At 36.8% G+C, this 16848-nt stretch carries 19 protein-coding genes; 2 read left to right on the top strand and 17 right to left on the bottom strand.

All coding sequences use genetic code 11. From position 1 onward, the window contains the following. Positions 1-121: 121 nt before the first annotated feature. From Q0947_RS11920 to Q0947_RS11850, 15 genes are all read right to left on the bottom strand, one after another. Entirely contained in the window at positions 122-1591 is a 1470-nt protein-coding gene (locus Q0947_RS11920) for an FAD-dependent monooxygenase (RefSeq protein WP_299397624.1), read from the bottom strand. A 536-nt stretch (positions 1592-2127) separates the two neighbouring features. Further along, on the bottom strand, positions 2128-4098 hold the full coding sequence (locus tag Q0947_RS11915) for a sulfatase-like hydrolase/transferase (RefSeq protein ID WP_299397621.1): 1971 nt from the start codon (positions 4096-4098) through the stop codon (positions 2128-2130). Then, positions 4055-4618: a methyltransferase domain-containing protein gene (locus Q0947_RS11910; RefSeq protein ID WP_299397618.1), complete on the bottom strand. Its 564-nt coding sequence runs from the start codon at positions 4616-4618 to the stop codon at positions 4055-4057. The genes Q0947_RS11915 and Q0947_RS11910 overlap by 44 nt, the downstream gene beginning before the upstream one ends. A gap of 532 nt (positions 4619-5150) precedes the next feature. Next, a complete protein-coding gene (locus Q0947_RS11905) occupies positions 5151-5735 on the bottom strand; it encodes a CHAP domain-containing protein (RefSeq protein WP_299397616.1) in 585 nt (194 codons plus the stop codon). Positions 5736-5843: 108 nt separating this feature from the next. Next, a complete protein-coding gene (locus Q0947_RS11900; protein WP_299397613.1) occupies positions 5844-6332 on the bottom strand; it encodes a DUF4199 domain-containing protein in 489 nt (162 codons plus the stop codon). After that, the gene (locus Q0947_RS11895) at positions 6319-6744 is read right to left on the bottom strand and encodes a DUF1801 domain-containing protein (RefSeq protein WP_299397610.1); all 426 of its coding nucleotides are present in this window, start codon (positions 6742-6744) and stop codon (positions 6319-6321) included. Before Q0947_RS11895 ends, Q0947_RS11900 begins: the two co-directional genes overlap by 14 nt. Positions 6745-6752: 8 nt before the next feature. Then, positions 6753-7193 carry a VOC family protein gene (locus Q0947_RS11890; protein WP_299397607.1) on the bottom strand — a complete coding sequence of 147 codons (441 nt, stop codon included), beginning with the start codon at positions 7191-7193 and terminating at the stop codon, positions 6753-6755. 29 nt (positions 7194-7222) lie between these two features. Continuing rightward, complete coding sequence (locus tag Q0947_RS11885) at positions 7223-7732, bottom strand: DinB family protein (RefSeq protein WP_299397604.1); 510 nt, start codon at positions 7730-7732, stop codon at positions 7223-7225. Positions 7733-8108: 376 nt separating this feature from the next. Beyond that, on the bottom strand, positions 8109-8657 hold the full coding sequence (locus tag Q0947_RS11880) for a hypothetical protein (RefSeq protein WP_299397601.1): 549 nt from the start codon (positions 8655-8657) through the stop codon (positions 8109-8111). 10 nt (positions 8658-8667) lie between these two features. Further along, the gene (locus Q0947_RS11875) at positions 8668-8880 is read right to left on the bottom strand and encodes a hypothetical protein (RefSeq protein ID WP_299397599.1); all 213 of its coding nucleotides are present in this window, start codon (positions 8878-8880) and stop codon (positions 8668-8670) included. Positions 8881-9169: 289 nt separating this feature from the next. Beyond that, positions 9170-9619, bottom strand: coding sequence for a hypothetical protein (locus tag Q0947_RS11870; RefSeq protein ID WP_299397597.1), 450 nt, complete (start codon positions 9617-9619; stop codon positions 9170-9172). 478 nt (positions 9620-10097) lie between these two features. Then, positions 10098-11330: a hypothetical protein gene (locus tag Q0947_RS11865; protein ID WP_299397596.1), complete on the bottom strand. Its 1233-nt coding sequence runs from the start codon at positions 11328-11330 to the stop codon at positions 10098-10100. Positions 11331-11389: 59 nt separating this feature from the next. Continuing rightward, positions 11390-12322 (bottom strand): hypothetical protein, encoded by a 933-nt coding sequence (locus Q0947_RS11860; RefSeq protein WP_299397593.1) that lies wholly within the window; start codon positions 12320-12322, stop codon positions 11390-11392. Between the two features lie 13 nt (positions 12323-12335). Further along, the gene (locus Q0947_RS11855; RefSeq protein WP_299397590.1) at positions 12336-12974 is read right to left on the bottom strand and encodes an SGNH/GDSL hydrolase family protein; all 639 of its coding nucleotides are present in this window, start codon (positions 12972-12974) and stop codon (positions 12336-12338) included. A gap of 57 nt (positions 12975-13031) precedes the next feature. Beyond that, the gene (locus Q0947_RS11850) at positions 13032-13856 is read right to left on the bottom strand and encodes an alpha/beta hydrolase family protein (protein ID WP_299397587.1); all 825 of its coding nucleotides are present in this window, start codon (positions 13854-13856) and stop codon (positions 13032-13034) included. 449 nt (positions 13857-14305) lie between these two features. Between Q0947_RS11850 and Q0947_RS11845 the strand changes: the two genes are divergently transcribed. Further along, positions 14306-14782 (top strand): lipocalin family protein, encoded by a 477-nt coding sequence (locus tag Q0947_RS11845; protein WP_299397584.1) that lies wholly within the window; start codon positions 14306-14308, stop codon positions 14780-14782. Positions 14783-15072: 290 nt separating this feature from the next. Further along, complete coding sequence (locus Q0947_RS11840) at positions 15073-15927, top strand: hypothetical protein (protein WP_299397581.1); 855 nt, start codon at positions 15073-15075, stop codon at positions 15925-15927. Between the two features lie 137 nt (positions 15928-16064). Here the strand turns inward: Q0947_RS11840 and Q0947_RS11835 are convergent, their stop codons facing one another. Then, positions 16065-16427 carry a nuclear transport factor 2 family protein gene (locus tag Q0947_RS11835; protein ID WP_299397578.1) on the bottom strand — a complete coding sequence of 121 codons (363 nt, stop codon included), beginning with the start codon at positions 16425-16427 and terminating at the stop codon, positions 16065-16067. A 42-nt stretch (positions 16428-16469) separates the two neighbouring features. After that, complete coding sequence (locus Q0947_RS11830) at positions 16470-16778, bottom strand: hypothetical protein (protein WP_299397576.1); 309 nt, start codon at positions 16776-16778, stop codon at positions 16470-16472. Positions 16779-16848: the final 70 nt, after the last annotated feature.

Genomic DNA, 16848 nt, shown 5'->3' with positions numbered 1-16848 from the left:
AGTGCTCTGTTTTTGGTGACTTTAGGTACTAAAAATACTGAACTTTTGGGGTTCTGAAGAGCAAAACCTACATATTTTATTTTTGATACGCGCCACTAAGTGCTGTTGCAATACGAAGTTGTTATCCCTTTTTTTGGACGTTTGATTTCTTTAGGCATTGTCCTCTCGGTGCATCACTTTCATGGAGTACAATCTCAGAATGTAGAAATTGTGCAGCTTCGGCGGAATCTTTTACTTTAGTAGCACTTCGGGCTAACATTTCAGATTCAAAATCTGCTAAGACACTTTGCCGAATGCCCTTTGCTTTCCATTGAGAAAAAGGACTGCAGCCTTTTGAGATGCCTCTGGCCAATGCCAATGCATCTAACAGCGCCTGATTTGCGCCTTGGCCTTTAAAAGGACTCATGGGGTGCGCCGCATCACCAATTAAAGTGATGGGTCCTGCTTTTTCCAACAATTCAGCGTTGAGTAATTCGCGGTCATATACTGGATATCCAGAAATCTGCGCCTCTTGAGTTGCAGCCACAATTTGCGGGATGGGAGTGTGCCACTGGGTTCTCCTTACCGCTTCGTCTTTGAGTGCTTTTGGCCCTTTGTCGCTTAGTGATTTGGCGTCCTGCTCCGTCATAGGAAAGCTCAATTGCCACATGATGCTGTCCGCAGTGTAAGGCATCATATAGATCCGCTCATTGCCATTCGCAGTTTGGAATACCGTAGCCGAATCCAACAAGGTACTATCCACGCCTTTCAGCCCAGATAATGGACAAATTCCCAAAATGACAATACAATCCAGGTATCGTAAAGGTGCAATCGCGTCACCAATCAGCAAGTTTCTAACCACACTCCTAATACCGTCGGCGCCCACAACAAGATCTGCTTTAGCGGTTTTTAACGTCCCGTCAACACTGAAATTTAAGGTGACCCCATCGACTTCACTTATATTGAAGTCAATTAGCTGGTGGTTCCAGTGCACGGCCTCAGGTCCGCCAAGTTGCTCCAGTAAGGCCAAGCGCAACGATTGTCTCGCAATATGGACATTGGTCCGCTTTGGTGATGAGTTGGAATCGTCTTGCAGCCATTTGCGCATGCCCCATTCGCCCACTACAGTTCCGTCTGTCGTATGTACCACGTGCCGCGTCGAAACAACGCCTTCTTTTAAGCTAAAAAGCCCGAAACCTTCAATCGCTTTGCTGGCTTGTTGTAAAGTGAGTCCATAGCCTTGAGATCGTGCATTGAAACTGCTGTCGCGTTCATAAAGTGTAAACGGAATGCCGCGGTGTAAACAAGCAACCGCCAACGCTACGCCTCCAATGCCGCCGCCAATAATAGCCACGCGCGGATAAATATCATGTTCAGGAATAGGAGGGTGGGCAGAAGGAATTAACCCTGAACCCTTACAGGTTTTACATAAGGTTTGTGGCGATTTAGGTCGGACTGGAGCTGGCCCTTGGCCATTCGATTTCTCAAACTGTTCGAGCGCTAGTTGGTATTGGCGTCGCAATTGCTTGCGTAACCGTCCCGTCTTCTTGCCACTGCCATGACACTCTGGGCATTTGCTCCAGAAATCCTGTTCATGTACTCCCTTTTTCACTGTTCTCTAAATTACCTAATCTTCATGTTCCTCAATGGGAATAAACTGCGTTGCTGCACATCACGTTCATCACAAAAGTAGTATTGCACTGCCAACTTTTGGTATTGCTGTACAAATTAACGGAAGAAATTTTTAATATCCTGAATCTGTAGGTCGTGTGTGGTTGAACAGATGATAAAAAGGCTATTTTCTAAGCCAACCTAAAATTTGGTCGTTGTTAATGCGCCATTTCCCATTGATGCGACTGAGTTTGTAAGTGGCTCTACTACTGGCATAAGGTCCCGGATTCTGTTGAATGATCTCAATGTTAGTGTCTGATACCTTGGAAATAATTGAGACGTGTCCGTATTGGTTAAATCTGATGTTGGTTTTTAGGAGGATAATAGTTGCTAGTAATGCTAAAACAGTAATTTATTTTGTTTGATGTCTCTTAGACTATATCGTCCTAATTAATATTGGACCAATACCTCAAAATCTAAGTTGAAATGGGATGATTTTTAAATAATCTTGGACACCGGAATAAGAGATTGCAGTTACTATTTATATAATTTATTGACATCTAAATTAAATTCACTCATATACCATATTAAATTATTAATATAATTAGTATCTAAGGAGTCAATTAAATTTTTAGTCTCGTACAAATCAGAATTTAATTCAAAAAGCTCTTTCTTACTAGTACTGCTATCATATATCAATTTGTACCTCATATCTTCTAAGCTATGTATGATTGCATACTGAGTTCCTTGTTGGTGATATGTAAATTCCCTGTCGAATGTATCACTAAATAATGAAATCCCTTCCCAAGATTGGGGGATTGGCAAGCCCAATCGATCAACTATTGTTGGTGCAATATCTATTGAACTTGCATAGCTCGTATTCTTGTATTCAGCATTTTCAGAATCATAAATTAGAATAGGTGTTAGAATTTGGTTGGTATATATACTACGACCATGTCCAAATTTTCCTTTTTCACCTAAAGACTCACCATGATCTCCAGTTATAACTACAATACTGTTTTGTAGATAGCCTTTTTCAGATAAACTACTGAAAATATCCTTTATATTATTATCCGCTTGTAATACACCATTGTCATACCCATTTGTATAATTTTCAACATCAAAAGTTGTATTAGCTGCCGGAGTGTAATTTTTGAATTTATTCAGTCTTAATCCTAAGTTATGGACTGACATAAGATGAAAATGAAAATAAGAAGGGTTCTTGTTATAATTAGATATGGTTTCAAGACCTTCCCATATGATTCGGTCATCATTGGGGTCTGAATATTTTTTAGTGATTGCGCCATCTAGATAAGTATTGAAATCGCTATCATCTCCATAAGAATATTTTAACCCATCAAAATTGGTATGGTCTCCAGATAAAATAAAATTGAGTTCATATCCTTGATCTTTTAAGAGATGTTGCAAGGAGAAATCGTTCTTCCCTAAATTGGCCCATATTTTAGATCTTAATATCGCATTAATCCCTTTGTATGACTCTGCAACAACAGCAAAGGACAAATCTATCTTGCGCAGGTTACCTGAGGCATAAAGGCTATCTAAAAAAGGGGTCGTTTCTCTTTCATATCCAAACAGACTCAAATGATCAGCACGCAATGCATCTATAACAATTATTATAACATTTTTTTTCTGAAAATCGATGTTTTTTGGATACGAATTTCTTACTTCGATACCTTTGTTATTGTCCTTTAGAAGCTTTCCGTCAAAAGGATCATTCTTGATGAAAACGGTAGCGATTGGTTCTTTGGCACGGAACAAGAAATAGGGTATTTTAGGAGAAATAGCCGAAATTACTCCTAAAGAGAATCCAACGAACAGTAAAAATCCAATGATTCTATATTTAATTACCTTCGACGGGCTATTGAAATGATGTCTCTGAATTAATTTTTTAAGGCTTACCATAAGAAGATATATGGAATTGGTAAGCAATAGGATTCCTGAAAAAATTAAAATTGGGATGACTAATAAAATGACGTAAACTAAAATGGGATTAATCGAAAAGTTGGCGACAAGTTGATCGAGATATTTGAGGTATCCCAGAACCATTTCTAAGGTAAATATATTAGAATTGAAATGTTGGCCTGAGAAAGCAAATAGATAAGTATAATATAAGATGACATTTAATATGCCAAATAAACTTGCAACTAAGTATTTTGTATAACTTTTATAATCAATAAATTGCCTTGTCAAAAACACCAGACCTAATCCTGTAATTGCAGAATTCAATAAAAAAACCACAAATAAGTGAGCTATGATAAGTTCTGGTTTTAATAAATAAGATTGTTGATAAATAATAATTGCAATTATAGGTAGTATTGCCTGAACGAAAACGAAAATTGAAATTGTGGTGAGTTTATTTTTAGACTCCATTGTTGATTTATATTCTCGTTTTAAAATTTTATTTGATATTCTAACTTTGGATATAACCTGATTTCTGAAAGTTTTATTTTTTTTGACAATGATAAATATATTCCGTTGGAATTCCATAGAACTTTTTAATTTCACAAACGTCGAATATCATTTGAAACTTTTTGAAATTAAATTTGGTGTACAAAACTTGACTGTAATATGCTTCAGTTGACAAAGAGTCATAGGCATTTTGGATAATACTCATTCCTTTTTCTTTTGAAAAAAACGAAAAGGGAATTGAAGAAATAATACCATCAATTTTTTCATTTATAAGTTTACTCATATTTTCAGCCCCATCGGTTATAATTTCGAGTCTCTCATCTGGAATTGATTTTCGAACATAATCACAGAATTCTTTATTAACTTCAAAAGAATATAACTTAGAATTTGGTGAGATTTTATTAAGAATTGCCTTTGTTATATTACCATGTCCCATACCAAATTCTACTATAATAACATCCCTATTCCTAGGGATATGCCGGCATATCTCAAGCTCAACTTTAGGACTAGTTTCTGTGATAGCACCTGTTACAAATAGGTTCTTAGAAAACTCTAAAGAAGTTTTCAGTTTTTGTTTTAATCTTTTCTTATTGGACATTTTAATATGAGATTATCTGAAAAATCCTGTTATTTATGAAATGGCTAAATTCGAACAATTTTATTAATTCATTTAGCAATTTGAAAAATACAAATTAATTTTAAAATCTATCGAAATTCCGCTAGTAAATGTTAATAAATTGCATAAAATAGTTGTGCGAAATAGTAATTTTCCGAAAGAAAATATATTGCTAGAGGTATAAATTTGCAACCTAAAACACTTAAAAAAGGAAAGAGTGTATTCAAACCGGGAAAGACGTTAGAATTAAAATTATGCGATAAGGCTTTGGCTAAAACCCTAAAGAGGCATATTTGACACTTGACTGAACGGGCTGGATGGCCTTTTTCACTGTTCTCTAAATTACCTAATCTTCATGTTCCTCAATGGGAATAAACTGCGTTGCTGCACATCATGTTCATCACAAAAGTAGTATTGCAATGCCAACTTTTAGTATTGCTGTGCAAATTAACGGAAGAAATTTTTAATATCCTGAATCTGTAGGTCGTGTGTGGTTGAACAGATCATAAAAAGGCTATTTTCTAAGCCAACCTAAAATTTGATCGTTGTTGATGCGCCATTTCCCATTGATGCGACTGAGTTTGTAAGTGGCTCTGCTACTGGCATAAGGTCCCGGATTCTGTTGAATGATCTCAATGTTAGTGTCGGATACCTTGGAAATAATTGAGACGTGTCCGTATGGGTTGAATCTTGTTCCTGAGTAAACAACCAAATCATTGACTTTCGGTTTGGATTTACTCGGATTTGTAAACTGTGTTAAATTTCGCTGTGGGTTCTTTTTCCCGTCTTTTATGGAAGCGATAAAAAAGTCTTTGGCATGCCCATAACTGTTCGGCATTTTATGATGCAACGCCTCGTAATAATAGCGTTTTACAAACTCCACACATTGGTATTTGAGACCCAGATTATAACCGTCAGGTGCCAATTGTCTGCCTTCAACATTGCCAACATTCCCATTATAATACACCGCTACGCCATTAAAACTGTCAATTTCCTGTCCAACTTCATAGCTGGTAACAGTAGTGTTATTCTTGTAAGCAAAAACCCCAATTACTATGAGAAGCGGAATGGCTAAGAAGAGGATATAGCGTTTTTTCAAAGGTTGCGTTTTACAGGTTGATTAAAGTTCTTCTGGTTAAAAATAGGTGTTGTGTTGAAACTGAAAAGTAGACTTTTTTGAACTAATTTCCACAGCACTAAGCATTTTTTATACTGTTGGTTTGGTTCTCACAAAATACGCCACTACGGCAGCGGTTACAACGCCCATTACAAGGGCGCCTACCACACTTTGAACCATATAGTTTTGAAGATTAAAGAATGCCTGTGCTTCTTCCAAAGAGCTGTGATAACCTATTTTTACGGAATATGCGATGACATTTGGGAAGTATTCGGGAGTAATGATGGTGGAAATAATCCATTGCGTAAAAGGCGCAAAAAGGGCTACAATGGCCGTGATGATGAGTCCCGAAATAAAACCTTGTTTATAAGACATCTGTCCGTTATAGTCTTTTTTCTTCTTGTCCTTTAAAGCCGCGATATAAACCAATATTGCAGGTATAAAAAACAAGTTGGTCAAATACATATGCTTATCAATGTGGGTGCTGTGGAGTCCTGCCAATTTCTCCAATACCATCCAAAGTAAAGACATGGCAACAAATAGTAATGCCCATTTAATTTCGATTTTAATGTTCCCCATAGGTTGTAGTGCTATAAGTGATGGTTTCTTTTATTAGTTGTTTAAGTTGATCTTGATGGATGTCAGAAAGTTTTTTGATGTAGATACAGGCTTTCCCTTTTTTGAATTTACCGAGATTTTCCAACAAATACGCATGTGCCTCTAATCCGGTATAAACGTAGAGTGAAATGGCCGATTTCCGAGGCGAAAATCCAATAATAGGAGCATCGCCTTCATGGCCGCTGGCATATGTGTAGTGGTAGTTACCAAACCCGATAATACTCGGGCCCCACATTTTTGGCTCAAAACCCGAGAGGTCGGTCATGAGTCTGATGAGTTCAAAACTATCTTTCTTTTTTTGCTCAGTATTTGCAAAGGCCTCGATAAATTCTACGACGCTTTCAGAAGTGTACTCTGTTTTGTTTTTTGCCATTGTTGATTTTAATGCGGTAGGTGTTCGTCAAAATTCACCATCCAATTAATGCCAAATTTATCCGTAAACATACCAAAATAAGAGCCCCAAAAAGTTTTGGCCATCGGCATCGTTAGAGTGCCACCTTCTGATAAGCTATCAAATAGAGTGTCGGCTTCCGCTTTGCTTTCAGCAGAAATTGAAACGGAAAAATTATTCCCATGAATTAAATTAGGCGCCCAGCCGCCAGCAGCGTCGCTTCCCATTAAAATAGATGCGCTGCTGATGGGAAGAGAAACATGCATGATTTTATTGCCATCTTCCTCACTTATAGATGCACAGTTTTCATCCTTAGGCATTTCCGTAAAACGTCCAATATGTTGAAATTCCCCTCCAAAAACAGAGCGGTAAAAATTGAAGGCAGCCTCACAAGTGCCATCAAATGTTAGATATACATTAACCGTTGCCATAGGGTCTTTTTTTGTAAAATTAGTGATGGTTATTGTCCCATCTGTTGAGAGTCTTCATATGTAGGGCCGTACATAGATGGCACTTTGTTGCCAGTGGCTCTTAAATGTGAAACCATCTCTCCTCTATGATGGTATAAATGATTATATAAAAAACCTCTAATCACCTGCACTTTAGGCATTGCAGGAAAACTTGTTTTGCCGTTCATGGTCATCGTCCATTCATTCATGTATTGAGATTCATCTGACTTTTCAATAGCCTGTTGTGCTGCTTTTACGTTCGCCTCAAATTTTTCTAAAATATTGGCGCTTTTGCTAATGTCGCCTTTATCATACGTATAGCCGCTCATTTCAAATTGATCTTTATTAAAAGTTACGTCGTACCAATTGTAGACTTCAGCAATATGCGATGCCAATTCAGCTACGGACCATAGTTGTGGTTGTGGGCGATAGTCCAAAGCGCTATCTGGAATCATAGATAATAGTTTTCTTGTATTTTCGGCTTCATGTTGAAATTCGGCCATTAAAGCTTGCTTGATCATGTGTTCTAATGTTTAAGATTTTAAATTGCTTGTCACCTGAAATGCGCATTCAAAGAGTATGCTCCTTTAGGCCAAATTCTTGTACTTTATTCCGAACCGATTGTGGTTTCGTCTGCTTCTATAGCTAAAGTTACTCCATTATTTTTTAAAATATTTTGAAGTAGGAAGGTTTTTTTGCACTAAAATTCATCTAAAGATCTTTTATTTTAAAAAGTCCAGTTCTCTAAAATGGTCTTTAAAATTCTGTACCACCAACTGCACATCATCGCCAATCATGGACTTAAAAACATCATAGAAATTAAAAAGCTAGTATATCGTTAACCCACAAGGGTTGACTACATACTAGCGATTTTACCAACTGTACTGAATGTTAATCTTACTCAGTTTTTTTAAGTTCTTCCTTTAAATCTTTGAGTTCTTTTTTGTTCTTCTCTACAAGATCCTTCATGCGCTTTACTTTTTCTTCGGCAAGTTTAATTTTTTCATTTTTCATCTTCTCTTCCTCTGCAGAAATTTTGCCCATTTTTCGTTGTTCTTTAACCTTTTCCTTCGCTGCTTTTATACGATCTTCATTATCCTTAATTCTGTCATCGTGGCCCTTAATTCTCTGCTCGGCATAATTACTTTTCTTTATAGCGCTGTTTTTAGCGTCAAAAGCGCGTTGTTGTCCGAATGCTTTTCCTTCTAAACCATTTTTGTTTTTACCATAAGCATTGCCTTGAGGTTCATTCTTCATTTTCTCTGCCTGTCGCTTATGATTGTCTTTCTCATGTCCAGCTTTTTCTTTGGCTGATTTTTCTTGCCCTTGATTCTGAGCGTGCTCTACGTGTTGCTTTTGTTGACCTTTACCTTTGCCTTGTTCTTGAGCAAACACATACGTGTTGAAAATAAAGAATGGCAGCGCTATTATTAATATTTTTTTCATGGCTTTATCTTTAAAGGGTGTTTAATAAGGAGTCTATTTCGGCTTGGTTTCTTTCCATTTCAAATTCTGTAGATTCCATTAATTCATCAAGATTTTCAATAGATTTTTCGAGTGCTTCAGTTTGCTCTTTGTCTACTTCAACGGCCTGTGGTGGCTGTTTCTTTTCCTCATTGCAAGCCATCATCAATCCTAAAATAGGAAGTAGATAAAATATTTTTTTCATGTGTTCAGTGTTTTAATTTACCCGTTTTTTATGTGGTTTCTGGTCTCCACCTGACATAACTATTCTCAAAACCGTTTTGCCATCGCAGCGTTGCGGAGTGTGTTGGCTTTAAGTACTATTAAGTGATGTTAAGTTACGATTTTCTTCGGTAGGTTTTAAAAGTATATTTATGAAAGTGTTTTCTGATAGGAAATGATGTGGTGTGATAGGGTATTGAAAATCCAAGTCATGGAATGAGTTTAAATGACATGAATACTCATAATTAAAGCTGTAAATAAAGGATATTTACTTAATGATACACTTGCGTTTCGTAAGGCATAGACCATTTAGAAATACGTCCAACAGCTGGTGTAGCAGTGGCAAAAATTTCTAATTGACGTGTCAGGTAAATTCCTCTTCTGGACAGTGAGCCCAATTGCAATATCATGGGTGTTGCGATGGTAACTTGACGTTTACACGCCTTAAACATGACAGTGGTTTGCCCTAAAAAATCATCCCTTCTGTCTAATGACGACTGAATAGAAATCACATAGCTTTCGTCCCAGTTTGAGATGATTAATGGCGGATCAATTTTTCCGTGAACATCATACACAAAGAGGTGAAGGCAGTACTCCACATTTCCTTTAATATCCATTTCATGAAAATCAATTGTAGTCAGTACAGTGATGTCTGTGTTGTTCACGCCAACATGGATTTTATCTGGAATCTCGAGTAATTCTACTGATATTATTTTTGCCATGACGTGAGTTTTTAGATGGAAGGATTGATGGTTTTAAGGTGTCCAAAATCCGAACGATTTAACGAGGAACACAAATCCTATGCATTACAAACCTTTATAGAATTGAAGGTTCCAAAATAACAATTAGATGCTTTGAAGCGCTGTCTTTTGGATTGGTAAATCACAATTATGGCATCAGGAAATGATGCTGTAAAGGACTTCATGTATGATAACTGGATTGGAATCTTTGTTATACTTAAAGATACGGAATTTATGAGGGAATATTTTGAAGTTATCGAGTTTTTTTATGATTTAAGTGGATTCTATGTGTTTTGTTGTTTGTGTGTTACTGTGAAATTTCCCTTCAAAATACCAAATAAAAAAAGCGCGTCCTGACTGTTGTCAAAACGCGTTTGAGTTTATTACATAAGCCAAAAATAAGCTCGTTGTGCATAGTTGGTTTTAAATCATGTAGAGCACAATCCTATATTTTAAGGTTTTAGATGAGTTTAAATTCCTCAACAAGTTCCATTTTTTGTTTCAATTCAGGAATGTTGATGCTATGTCTGATCCCGTTATCTCTTTCAACTTTCTTATCCTTTAAGCTTTTTATGATTTCCTCATAAACTTGTGCAGCGGTTAATACTTTGCCATTTTCTTTTTTGCCTTCAATAATGCCATTGCCCTTTGCTAAATCTACCGCTTCAATAATTCTGTTTTGATAACTGTCAGCTACTTCAAAGAAATTTTCATAGTACAGCGTGTATTTTTTAGCCAATTCAACAAGCCCATAGATGTTGTTGTTATAATATTTGGCATCACGTTCCTTTTGAAGCAGATCAGAATAGTTGATTTCGCCTCTGTCATTCTTATATTTATTTTCTAAATCGGTAAGATGCTTAATGCTATATTCATGATTAAAAGCGCTTAAAACTCTATTAAAATAGGCATCAATAGTTTCATTGGTCTTTCTTTCAGCTACCGTGAAATTCAATCGTGGTGCGTCTTTCTTTAATTTATTTAAAAGATCGAGTTGTAGATTTTCTAAAAGCACTCTTCTGTCGCCATTGGAAGACTGGTTTAAAATGTTGGCTTTGTCAAGAGTAGTGTAGTAAGTTAGGTATTTGTTCAACTCACCTTCAAACTTTTGTAATCGGTCTAAATCTGCATTTTTATCGCCCATTGATGAACCATAAGCAATGTCTAAAATAGAATTTGAAGCCGTTACTGCGGTGGAAACAAACGGAATGCTTGCAATAAGCGGACTGCTCATCACGTTTCTTGCAATACTGATGAAGCGATCCATCTTAGATTTTTTATCGAAAATCCCAATTTTAGTAGCCGATTCAATAATGACCTCCTGGAATGAAAACCCTAATGGTCCTTCTTGAATGCTACTCAACGATTTAATATAACCTTGATATTCTTCGTCGGTTAATCGCGATTTCAGATTGATGATATCATCACTAAGCACTTTGTAAAGTTGCGCTGATGCATTAATGTTTCGCTTTACCGTGTTCCATTTCGTTTCATCTGAAACTTTTTTGTCCCTAACCAATTCGTTCAGGGTTTTTCCTGTAATTTCAAGGCTATTTAAAAGGGTCTCGTTTGTTTTTTTTAAGGTTTCAATCTCTTTGCTTAGACCTTCATAATTAATGGAGTCACCAACTACTTGCCCAAATGAAATAAAAGGACAAATTAATAGTAGCGTTATGTAAACTGTTTTTTTCATAAGTGATGGTTTGATTTCTGCTAACGTGTTAGTTTATGGTTTGTTGTGTGATGGGGTTCTTAATTTGTCAAATTTATGGAAGTCTTATAAATTTTGCTGAGGCCATTTTCATTTTCCATTATAAAATTAGTAAAATCTGAAACGGAATTAAATTTTCTCGGTGTCAGATTATTTCTTCTACTTGTAAAATATAGGATGTTGTTTTCTTCATCATAAAACGGGCAATAGTCCATATATTTAGAATTGACCGCGACACCTAAATTGGTTGCTTTTTGCCATGTCCCATGCGCGTCTTTTTTTGAAATGTACAAATCGCCACTTCCAAGGCCGTCAGCTTCATTATATTTAGAATAAATGATGAAATCTTCATTGGCTGAAATAAAAGCATTAAACTCATAACCTTCACTATTTATGTTGGCGTCCAATATAACGGGCTTGGAATAACTGCCGTTTTCCCATGTGCTGACATAAATATCATCTTTTCCAAAACCATCGGGAGAAACCATAGTGAAATAGAGATTGTTGTTTTTGCTGACCGAAGGGTAAAATTCATCCAATTCTGAATTCACTGGCAATCCTAAGTTCTTAGGCGCTGACCATGGCGCATGTGCAGTGGCTCTGTCAACATACCAAATATCAAAATCCTTTTTTTCAGTGCTAGTGGCGTTCAAAGGTCGGTCAGAAGCGAAATATAAACGGTTATTGTCATATGATAAAAATGGTTCTAGATACATAAATTCATCACAAAAGGGGAGGAGCTGAGGTGCTGACCATGCATTATTTTCCTTTGTGATGTACGCCAGTTGTGAAATTTCTTGGTTGGGACTTTGGATTGTGAAAAACGCTTCCTTGCCATCCTTCGAAATGCAAAAATCGCGCACATTGATAAATTGGTTTAAGATGCTGTCAAATTGTGTTACTGAGGAAGTTTCTTGACCTACAATACCATTTGAGATAAATAATAAAGTAATGACGAAATGAAATTTTTTCATAAATAGCGTGGATTTATTTTTTAAGGGAGTTTAGAAGACGATGCACGATGACTTCTGCCACTATTTTACTGCCTTCTAATGAGGGATGGAATCCATCCGGACCATAATATTGGAAATTTTTAGTGTTGTCAAAATGGGTCTTCCAAACTTCACCCACAGGAAGTAGTATAGCATTGTTAATGGCAGCAGCGTCTGTGTGGTTTTTAATTACATCATCAAATGTATGGTAGTTGCTCATGGATGGCCACACCATAAAATAACACAATTTTGCATTATGGAGTTGTGCCAGATTGCTATACTTCTTGTCATCCTCAATCAGCATTTTCCTCCCGTCATGCTGAGAAGACGGTCCTTGCTGGAGTATTATAAAATCGAACGATGTGCTTGCTATGAGTTTTTGAATTTCGCCGTCATTCCAATGGTCTTCTAGCGAATAATTTGGAAAGGCGACCATTTTATAAGTAAGGTTTACACCTTCCTGTTTGGCGTATTTCTTAACCAATTTGGGCAGATTGTTGGTGTAGGTTAGACTGTTTCCAACGAATAAAACACTCAGTTCTGCCGTAGTAGGTTTAGGACCTTGTTCGTGTTGACTGTAGGTTTCTGAAACCGCATAAATAAAGAGGCATAAAATAAGGAAGAACTTATTCATTTATGAGAATTAACGGCGCCTATTTCAGCGTATAGTGAGTCAATTTTAAACATCAATTTAAGGCGTTGGTACAGATCTAAAATAATCATTAAAAAACAGCAGTTGGTATTTAATTGAATTCGACCAATACTCCCAATTATGATTTCCCGGACGTTCTATATAGTCATGCGGAATATTTCTTTCCAATAGCTTTTCATGCAACCTCTTGTTGGCATCATAAAAGAAATCACTAATGCCGCAATCAAAAATGAGTTTTATACTGTCTTTTTTCAATTTATAAACCATATTGATAACGGTGTTCTCTTCCCAGTTTTCTTTGTGGTCAGCATAGTCTCCCAGTCGTTTATTGAGGTCCCAATTGTTCGGAAAGGGACGGATATCCAAACCGCCACTCATACTGCCAACAGCGCCCCAAATGTCTTGATGTTTAAACGCTAAATAAAACGCACCATGGCCGCCCATGCTTAACCCCGTAATGGCTCTCCCAGATTTATCTGCGATGGTTTTGTATTTCGAATCAATAGCCTGCACCAGTTCTTTAGAAATATAGGTCTCATACTTCATGCTGTCATCCACCGGGCTATCAAAATACCAGCTTGTAAGTCCGCCGTCAGGGCACACAATAATCATGTTATAGGTGTCAGCATACGCTTTCAACTCCGGCACTCTTGTAATCCAATTGGCATACGTGCCGCCAGCGCCATGCAGTACATACACTACAGGGTAATTTTTGTTTTCGGCTGAATAAGTATCCGGGGTTATAACCACAGTGGGGATAATTTTATTCATGGAAGTACTGACCACCATCACTGTGTCAACTTGAGCTGCGTTGGCAAATAAGGTAGTAATGGTAAAAAGAACTAAGAGTAATTTGAATTTCATGAGCTATGATGGGTTTTAATAGTGCAATCCGTTTTCGCGAATCGCCTGTATTATCTTGATGTCGTATTGTATAAGGGCATTAGGTGTCTAGTTTGATAAAAGTAATAAATGTAGTAATTACAAACGCATTTGAAAAATCTGCGGGAATTTTCGTCATCTCATAGAACGTTGGCCATTAAAAAGCATTCGGTTTGTGGTGCTCTCCCAATTATCTGGATTGTTGTAAGTCAATTCTGTTTCTGTGTTAAAGTGTAAAAATAGAGAACCTGTTCTAATTCGCGGATTAGTATTTTAACTACCTTTAAGTCAGGTAATTAAAATTGTATTGAACATGGTAAATTTACTTAAATTACCAATATCTATACTGAGTTTAATAGTATTGGTTTCATGTACTACTGATACACCCAATATGCCCCAAACGCCTGTAGTCTCTGGCGGTAATCCCAGGTGTGAAAAATGACGGTAACACATTAAATGTGTATTTTGGATTTTTGGACGGTGATGTTGATTCTGATACTTATATTGATATGCCAATAGAAAGTTCTCCTTCAAACTTAGTAATTGGAAGATGGAGAATCGTAAAATTGGGCATAGATGCAAACAATGACGGCACAATAAAATATCATAATTATCAAGATTTTGAGCATAAAAGTTGTGGCTTCAGCTTTTTACAGTTTAATGACGATGGTGTTGTTTTCGAGAATAGTTATTATAAAAATGATGGCACGTGTACATTGTTTTCAGAAATGGCTAAATGGGAATTGATTGAAGAAAATCGATTCAAAATCTATGTTTACGACATTATCTATCTCATTAAAGTAACTCCAACAGAATTAGTTTTAAAATACGATTGGAATTTTGAAAACTCACTCTACGGCCCAACACAAGTGTTTTACTATTATGAAAGGGTTCTGGAACCTAATTAATTAATAATTTCTTCATTTTAATAACAGTGACATTTTATCCAGTAAAGCTGATCTAAAATTGGCCGCTTTGGTCATGTAAATCTATTAATTGCAGTTTCCTATAGCAAAAGCAACTGTCCTTCCTCGATTTTTATGAGTGTTTAAAGTTTAAACAGTCACTGTCAGCTTTCCTACAATAAATACTTCCCCTAAGGATAAATTTCCCCAATCAAAATAGGCGATTAAAATTGAACTGCTTGCTCTCAAGTCATTCATTTTAATCGAATTATTAATTCTTAAAATTTAGTATTATGGAAACACAATTCAAACTATTTAGAAAGTGTTTAATAGTTGTGCTTCTTTTTGGTGTATTTGCATGTAGCCAAGATGAAGAAGCACTTTCTAACGACGGCGTTGCGATTGAAAAATCGAAAGACTACCTCGCTAACAGGAGCTCCAACGTCATTAATGTTTTTAAAGGGCCAGAAGTTCAGTATGGAAGCGGTAAAGCCCGTTCATGGATTTGCGTCAACAGCGCTGGTTTTCCTGAAGAAATAGGAATTGAGCTCACCTCTAAAGTTTTTAACGATTTATCGCTTTTGCATGAGGGACATGAAATGACCGTTGTATTGCCATTGCATAAAAAAGCGAAAGAGCTCACACCATTTGAACATTTGGGACTGAACTACCAACCCGCAGGTCACGGGCCCGTATTTTGGGAGGAACATTTCGATTTTCATTTTTACACCATTACCAATGAACAACGATTGCTCATTCCAGATTATGATGGTAGCAATCAGAGTATTGTAAATGCATTCAATTATTTTCCTGATATGGATAAAATGCCTACTGATTATTTTAAATTCCCAGGACCAGGTGGTGTTTACGGAATGATGGGCAAACATTGGGTTCCTGCAGATTGGCAAACGGGATATAATCCGTTTACCCATGTTATGATTTTGGGAACCTATGCCCAAATGAATAATTTTATTGAACCGATGGTGACCGTAGAATATTTATTGTCAGGCGATTCATTTAGTGGCGATTATTCACAACCGCGAAAATTCGAAGAGCCAGGGAATAATTATCCAACGAAATACAACATTTTCCGCAACGAAAAAACAGGGAATATGTATATCACCTTAAGCGATTTTGTGACACGTTAAAAAAATATTGCACTAGTACTAAAAGGAAGCACCGTTAACAAATACTGTGCTTCCTTTTTCAGGTTTATAACAGGCATTAAAAAATAGGCTTAGAAAAATTATGGTGTCGATTGAAATTGAAGTCAGCGATTTGTTGTCTAAAACAATCCATAGTGATTAGGGGAATCCTTGGCAATCACCTGCCCTAAATCCCATAACTCTACAATTTTGTCTCCGCTAAATCGGAAGATGTGGACCACCGCGATGTCCATGTCCTCTTTGATGACGAGCGAATGGGTAATAACCGTATCCTGATCTCTATAACTAAATTTAATGTCGATGGACTTGTTAGGGCTCGTTTGATGGGCATCCGCCATGGCTTTTTGTAAAGCGTCTCGAGTTCCTTCAAAATATTGATTATGATGGATAAAATCGGCGGCAACATGCGTGTCAAATGCTTCTGCCACTTTCCCGGTGCCGGCCAGCATTAAAAAGGATTCGGCGATTTCTTGTTTTGTCATAAGGACATCTCGTTTTAAAATATATATTGCTTCCTAAATGCATCAATCCATAGGCAGAAAGAACTCCACTTTGCCACAATTTTTACAATGGTATACATCAAAGGCTTCTCTATTTTGGAAGAGTTCAAAGATGCTGCCATAAAACCCAACACGATCACCTTCATGAAATTTGAAACGCCCAGAATCTTCCATTGGCGTTGCGCATCTTAAACACTTAAGGTCTCGGGTAGGTTTTGTTTGTGTAAGTTCTGCTGTGGTCATGACGCGTTGTTCTGAAAAACTATAATTACAGTTCCAGCACAATTCAAAATGATCCTCTACGTCTGATTTACAATTGGGGCAAGTTTTCATGAGTGATAGTTGAATTTAGCTTTTTTATTAAGCCTGTGGATTGATTAACACCTCTAATTTAGCGAAAATG

It is taken from the genome of uncultured Gelidibacter sp. (assembly GCF_947500795.1).
Classification (GTDB): Bacteria; Bacteroidota; Bacteroidia; order Flavobacteriales; family Flavobacteriaceae; genus Gelidibacter.
Note: the sequence above shows the minus strand (reverse complement) of the source record. Positions and strands in the feature narration are given on the sequence as shown.

What these genes read in the sequence shown, in the direction of transcription:
- Q0947_RS11915 (WP_299397621.1), bottom strand. Translation starts at nt 4,098, where the DNA reads ATGGAATTCCAACGGAATATATTTATCATTGTCAAAAAAAATAAAACT.
- Q0947_RS11910 (WP_299397618.1), bottom strand. Translation starts at nt 4,618, where the DNA reads ATGTCCAATAAGAAAAGATTAAAACAAAAACTGAAAACTTCTTTAGAG.
- Q0947_RS11900 (WP_299397613.1), bottom strand. Translation starts at nt 6,332, where the DNA reads ATGGGGAACATTAAAATCGAAATTAAATGGGCATTACTATTTGTTGCC.
- Q0947_RS11895 (WP_299397610.1), bottom strand. Translation starts at nt 6,744, where the DNA reads ATGGCAAAAAACAAAACAGAGTACACTTCTGAAAGCGTCGTAGAATTT.
- Q0947_RS11890 (WP_299397607.1), bottom strand. Translation starts at nt 7,193, where the DNA reads ATGGCAACGGTTAATGTATATCTAACATTTGATGGCACTTGTGAGGCT.
- Q0947_RS11885 (WP_299397604.1), bottom strand. Translation starts at nt 7,732, where the DNA reads ATGATCAAGCAAGCTTTAATGGCCGAATTTCAACATGAAGCCGAAAAT.
- Q0947_RS11880 (WP_299397601.1), bottom strand. Translation starts at nt 8,657, where the DNA reads ATGAAAAAAATATTAATAATAGCGCTGCCATTCTTTATTTTCAACACG.
- Q0947_RS11875 (WP_299397599.1), bottom strand. Translation starts at nt 8,880, where the DNA reads ATGAAAAAAATATTTTATCTACTTCCTATTTTAGGATTGATGATGGCT.
- Q0947_RS11870 (WP_299397597.1), bottom strand. Translation starts at nt 9,619, where the DNA reads ATGGCAAAAATAATATCAGTAGAATTACTCGAGATTCCAGATAAAATC.
- Q0947_RS11865 (WP_299397596.1), bottom strand. Translation starts at nt 11,330, where the DNA reads ATGAAAAAAACAGTTTACATAACGCTACTATTAATTTGTCCTTTTATT.
- Q0947_RS11860 (WP_299397593.1), bottom strand. Translation starts at nt 12,322, where the DNA reads ATGAAAAAATTTCATTTCGTCATTACTTTATTATTTATCTCAAATGGT.
- Q0947_RS11855 (WP_299397590.1), bottom strand. Translation starts at nt 12,974, where the DNA reads ATGAATAAGTTCTTCCTTATTTTATGCCTCTTTATTTATGCGGTTTCA.
- Q0947_RS11850 (WP_299397587.1), bottom strand. Translation starts at nt 13,856, where the DNA reads ATGAAATTCAAATTACTCTTAGTTCTTTTTACCATTACTACCTTATTT.
- Q0947_RS11840 (WP_299397581.1), top strand. Translation starts at nt 15,073, where the DNA reads ATGGAAACACAATTCAAACTATTTAGAAAGTGTTTAATAGTTGTGCTT.
- Q0947_RS11835 (WP_299397578.1), bottom strand. Translation starts at nt 16,427, where the DNA reads ATGACAAAACAAGAAATCGCCGAATCCTTTTTAATGCTGGCCGGCACC.
- Q0947_RS11830 (WP_299397576.1), bottom strand. Translation starts at nt 16,778, where the DNA reads ATGAAAACTTGCCCCAATTGTAAATCAGACGTAGAGGATCATTTTGAA.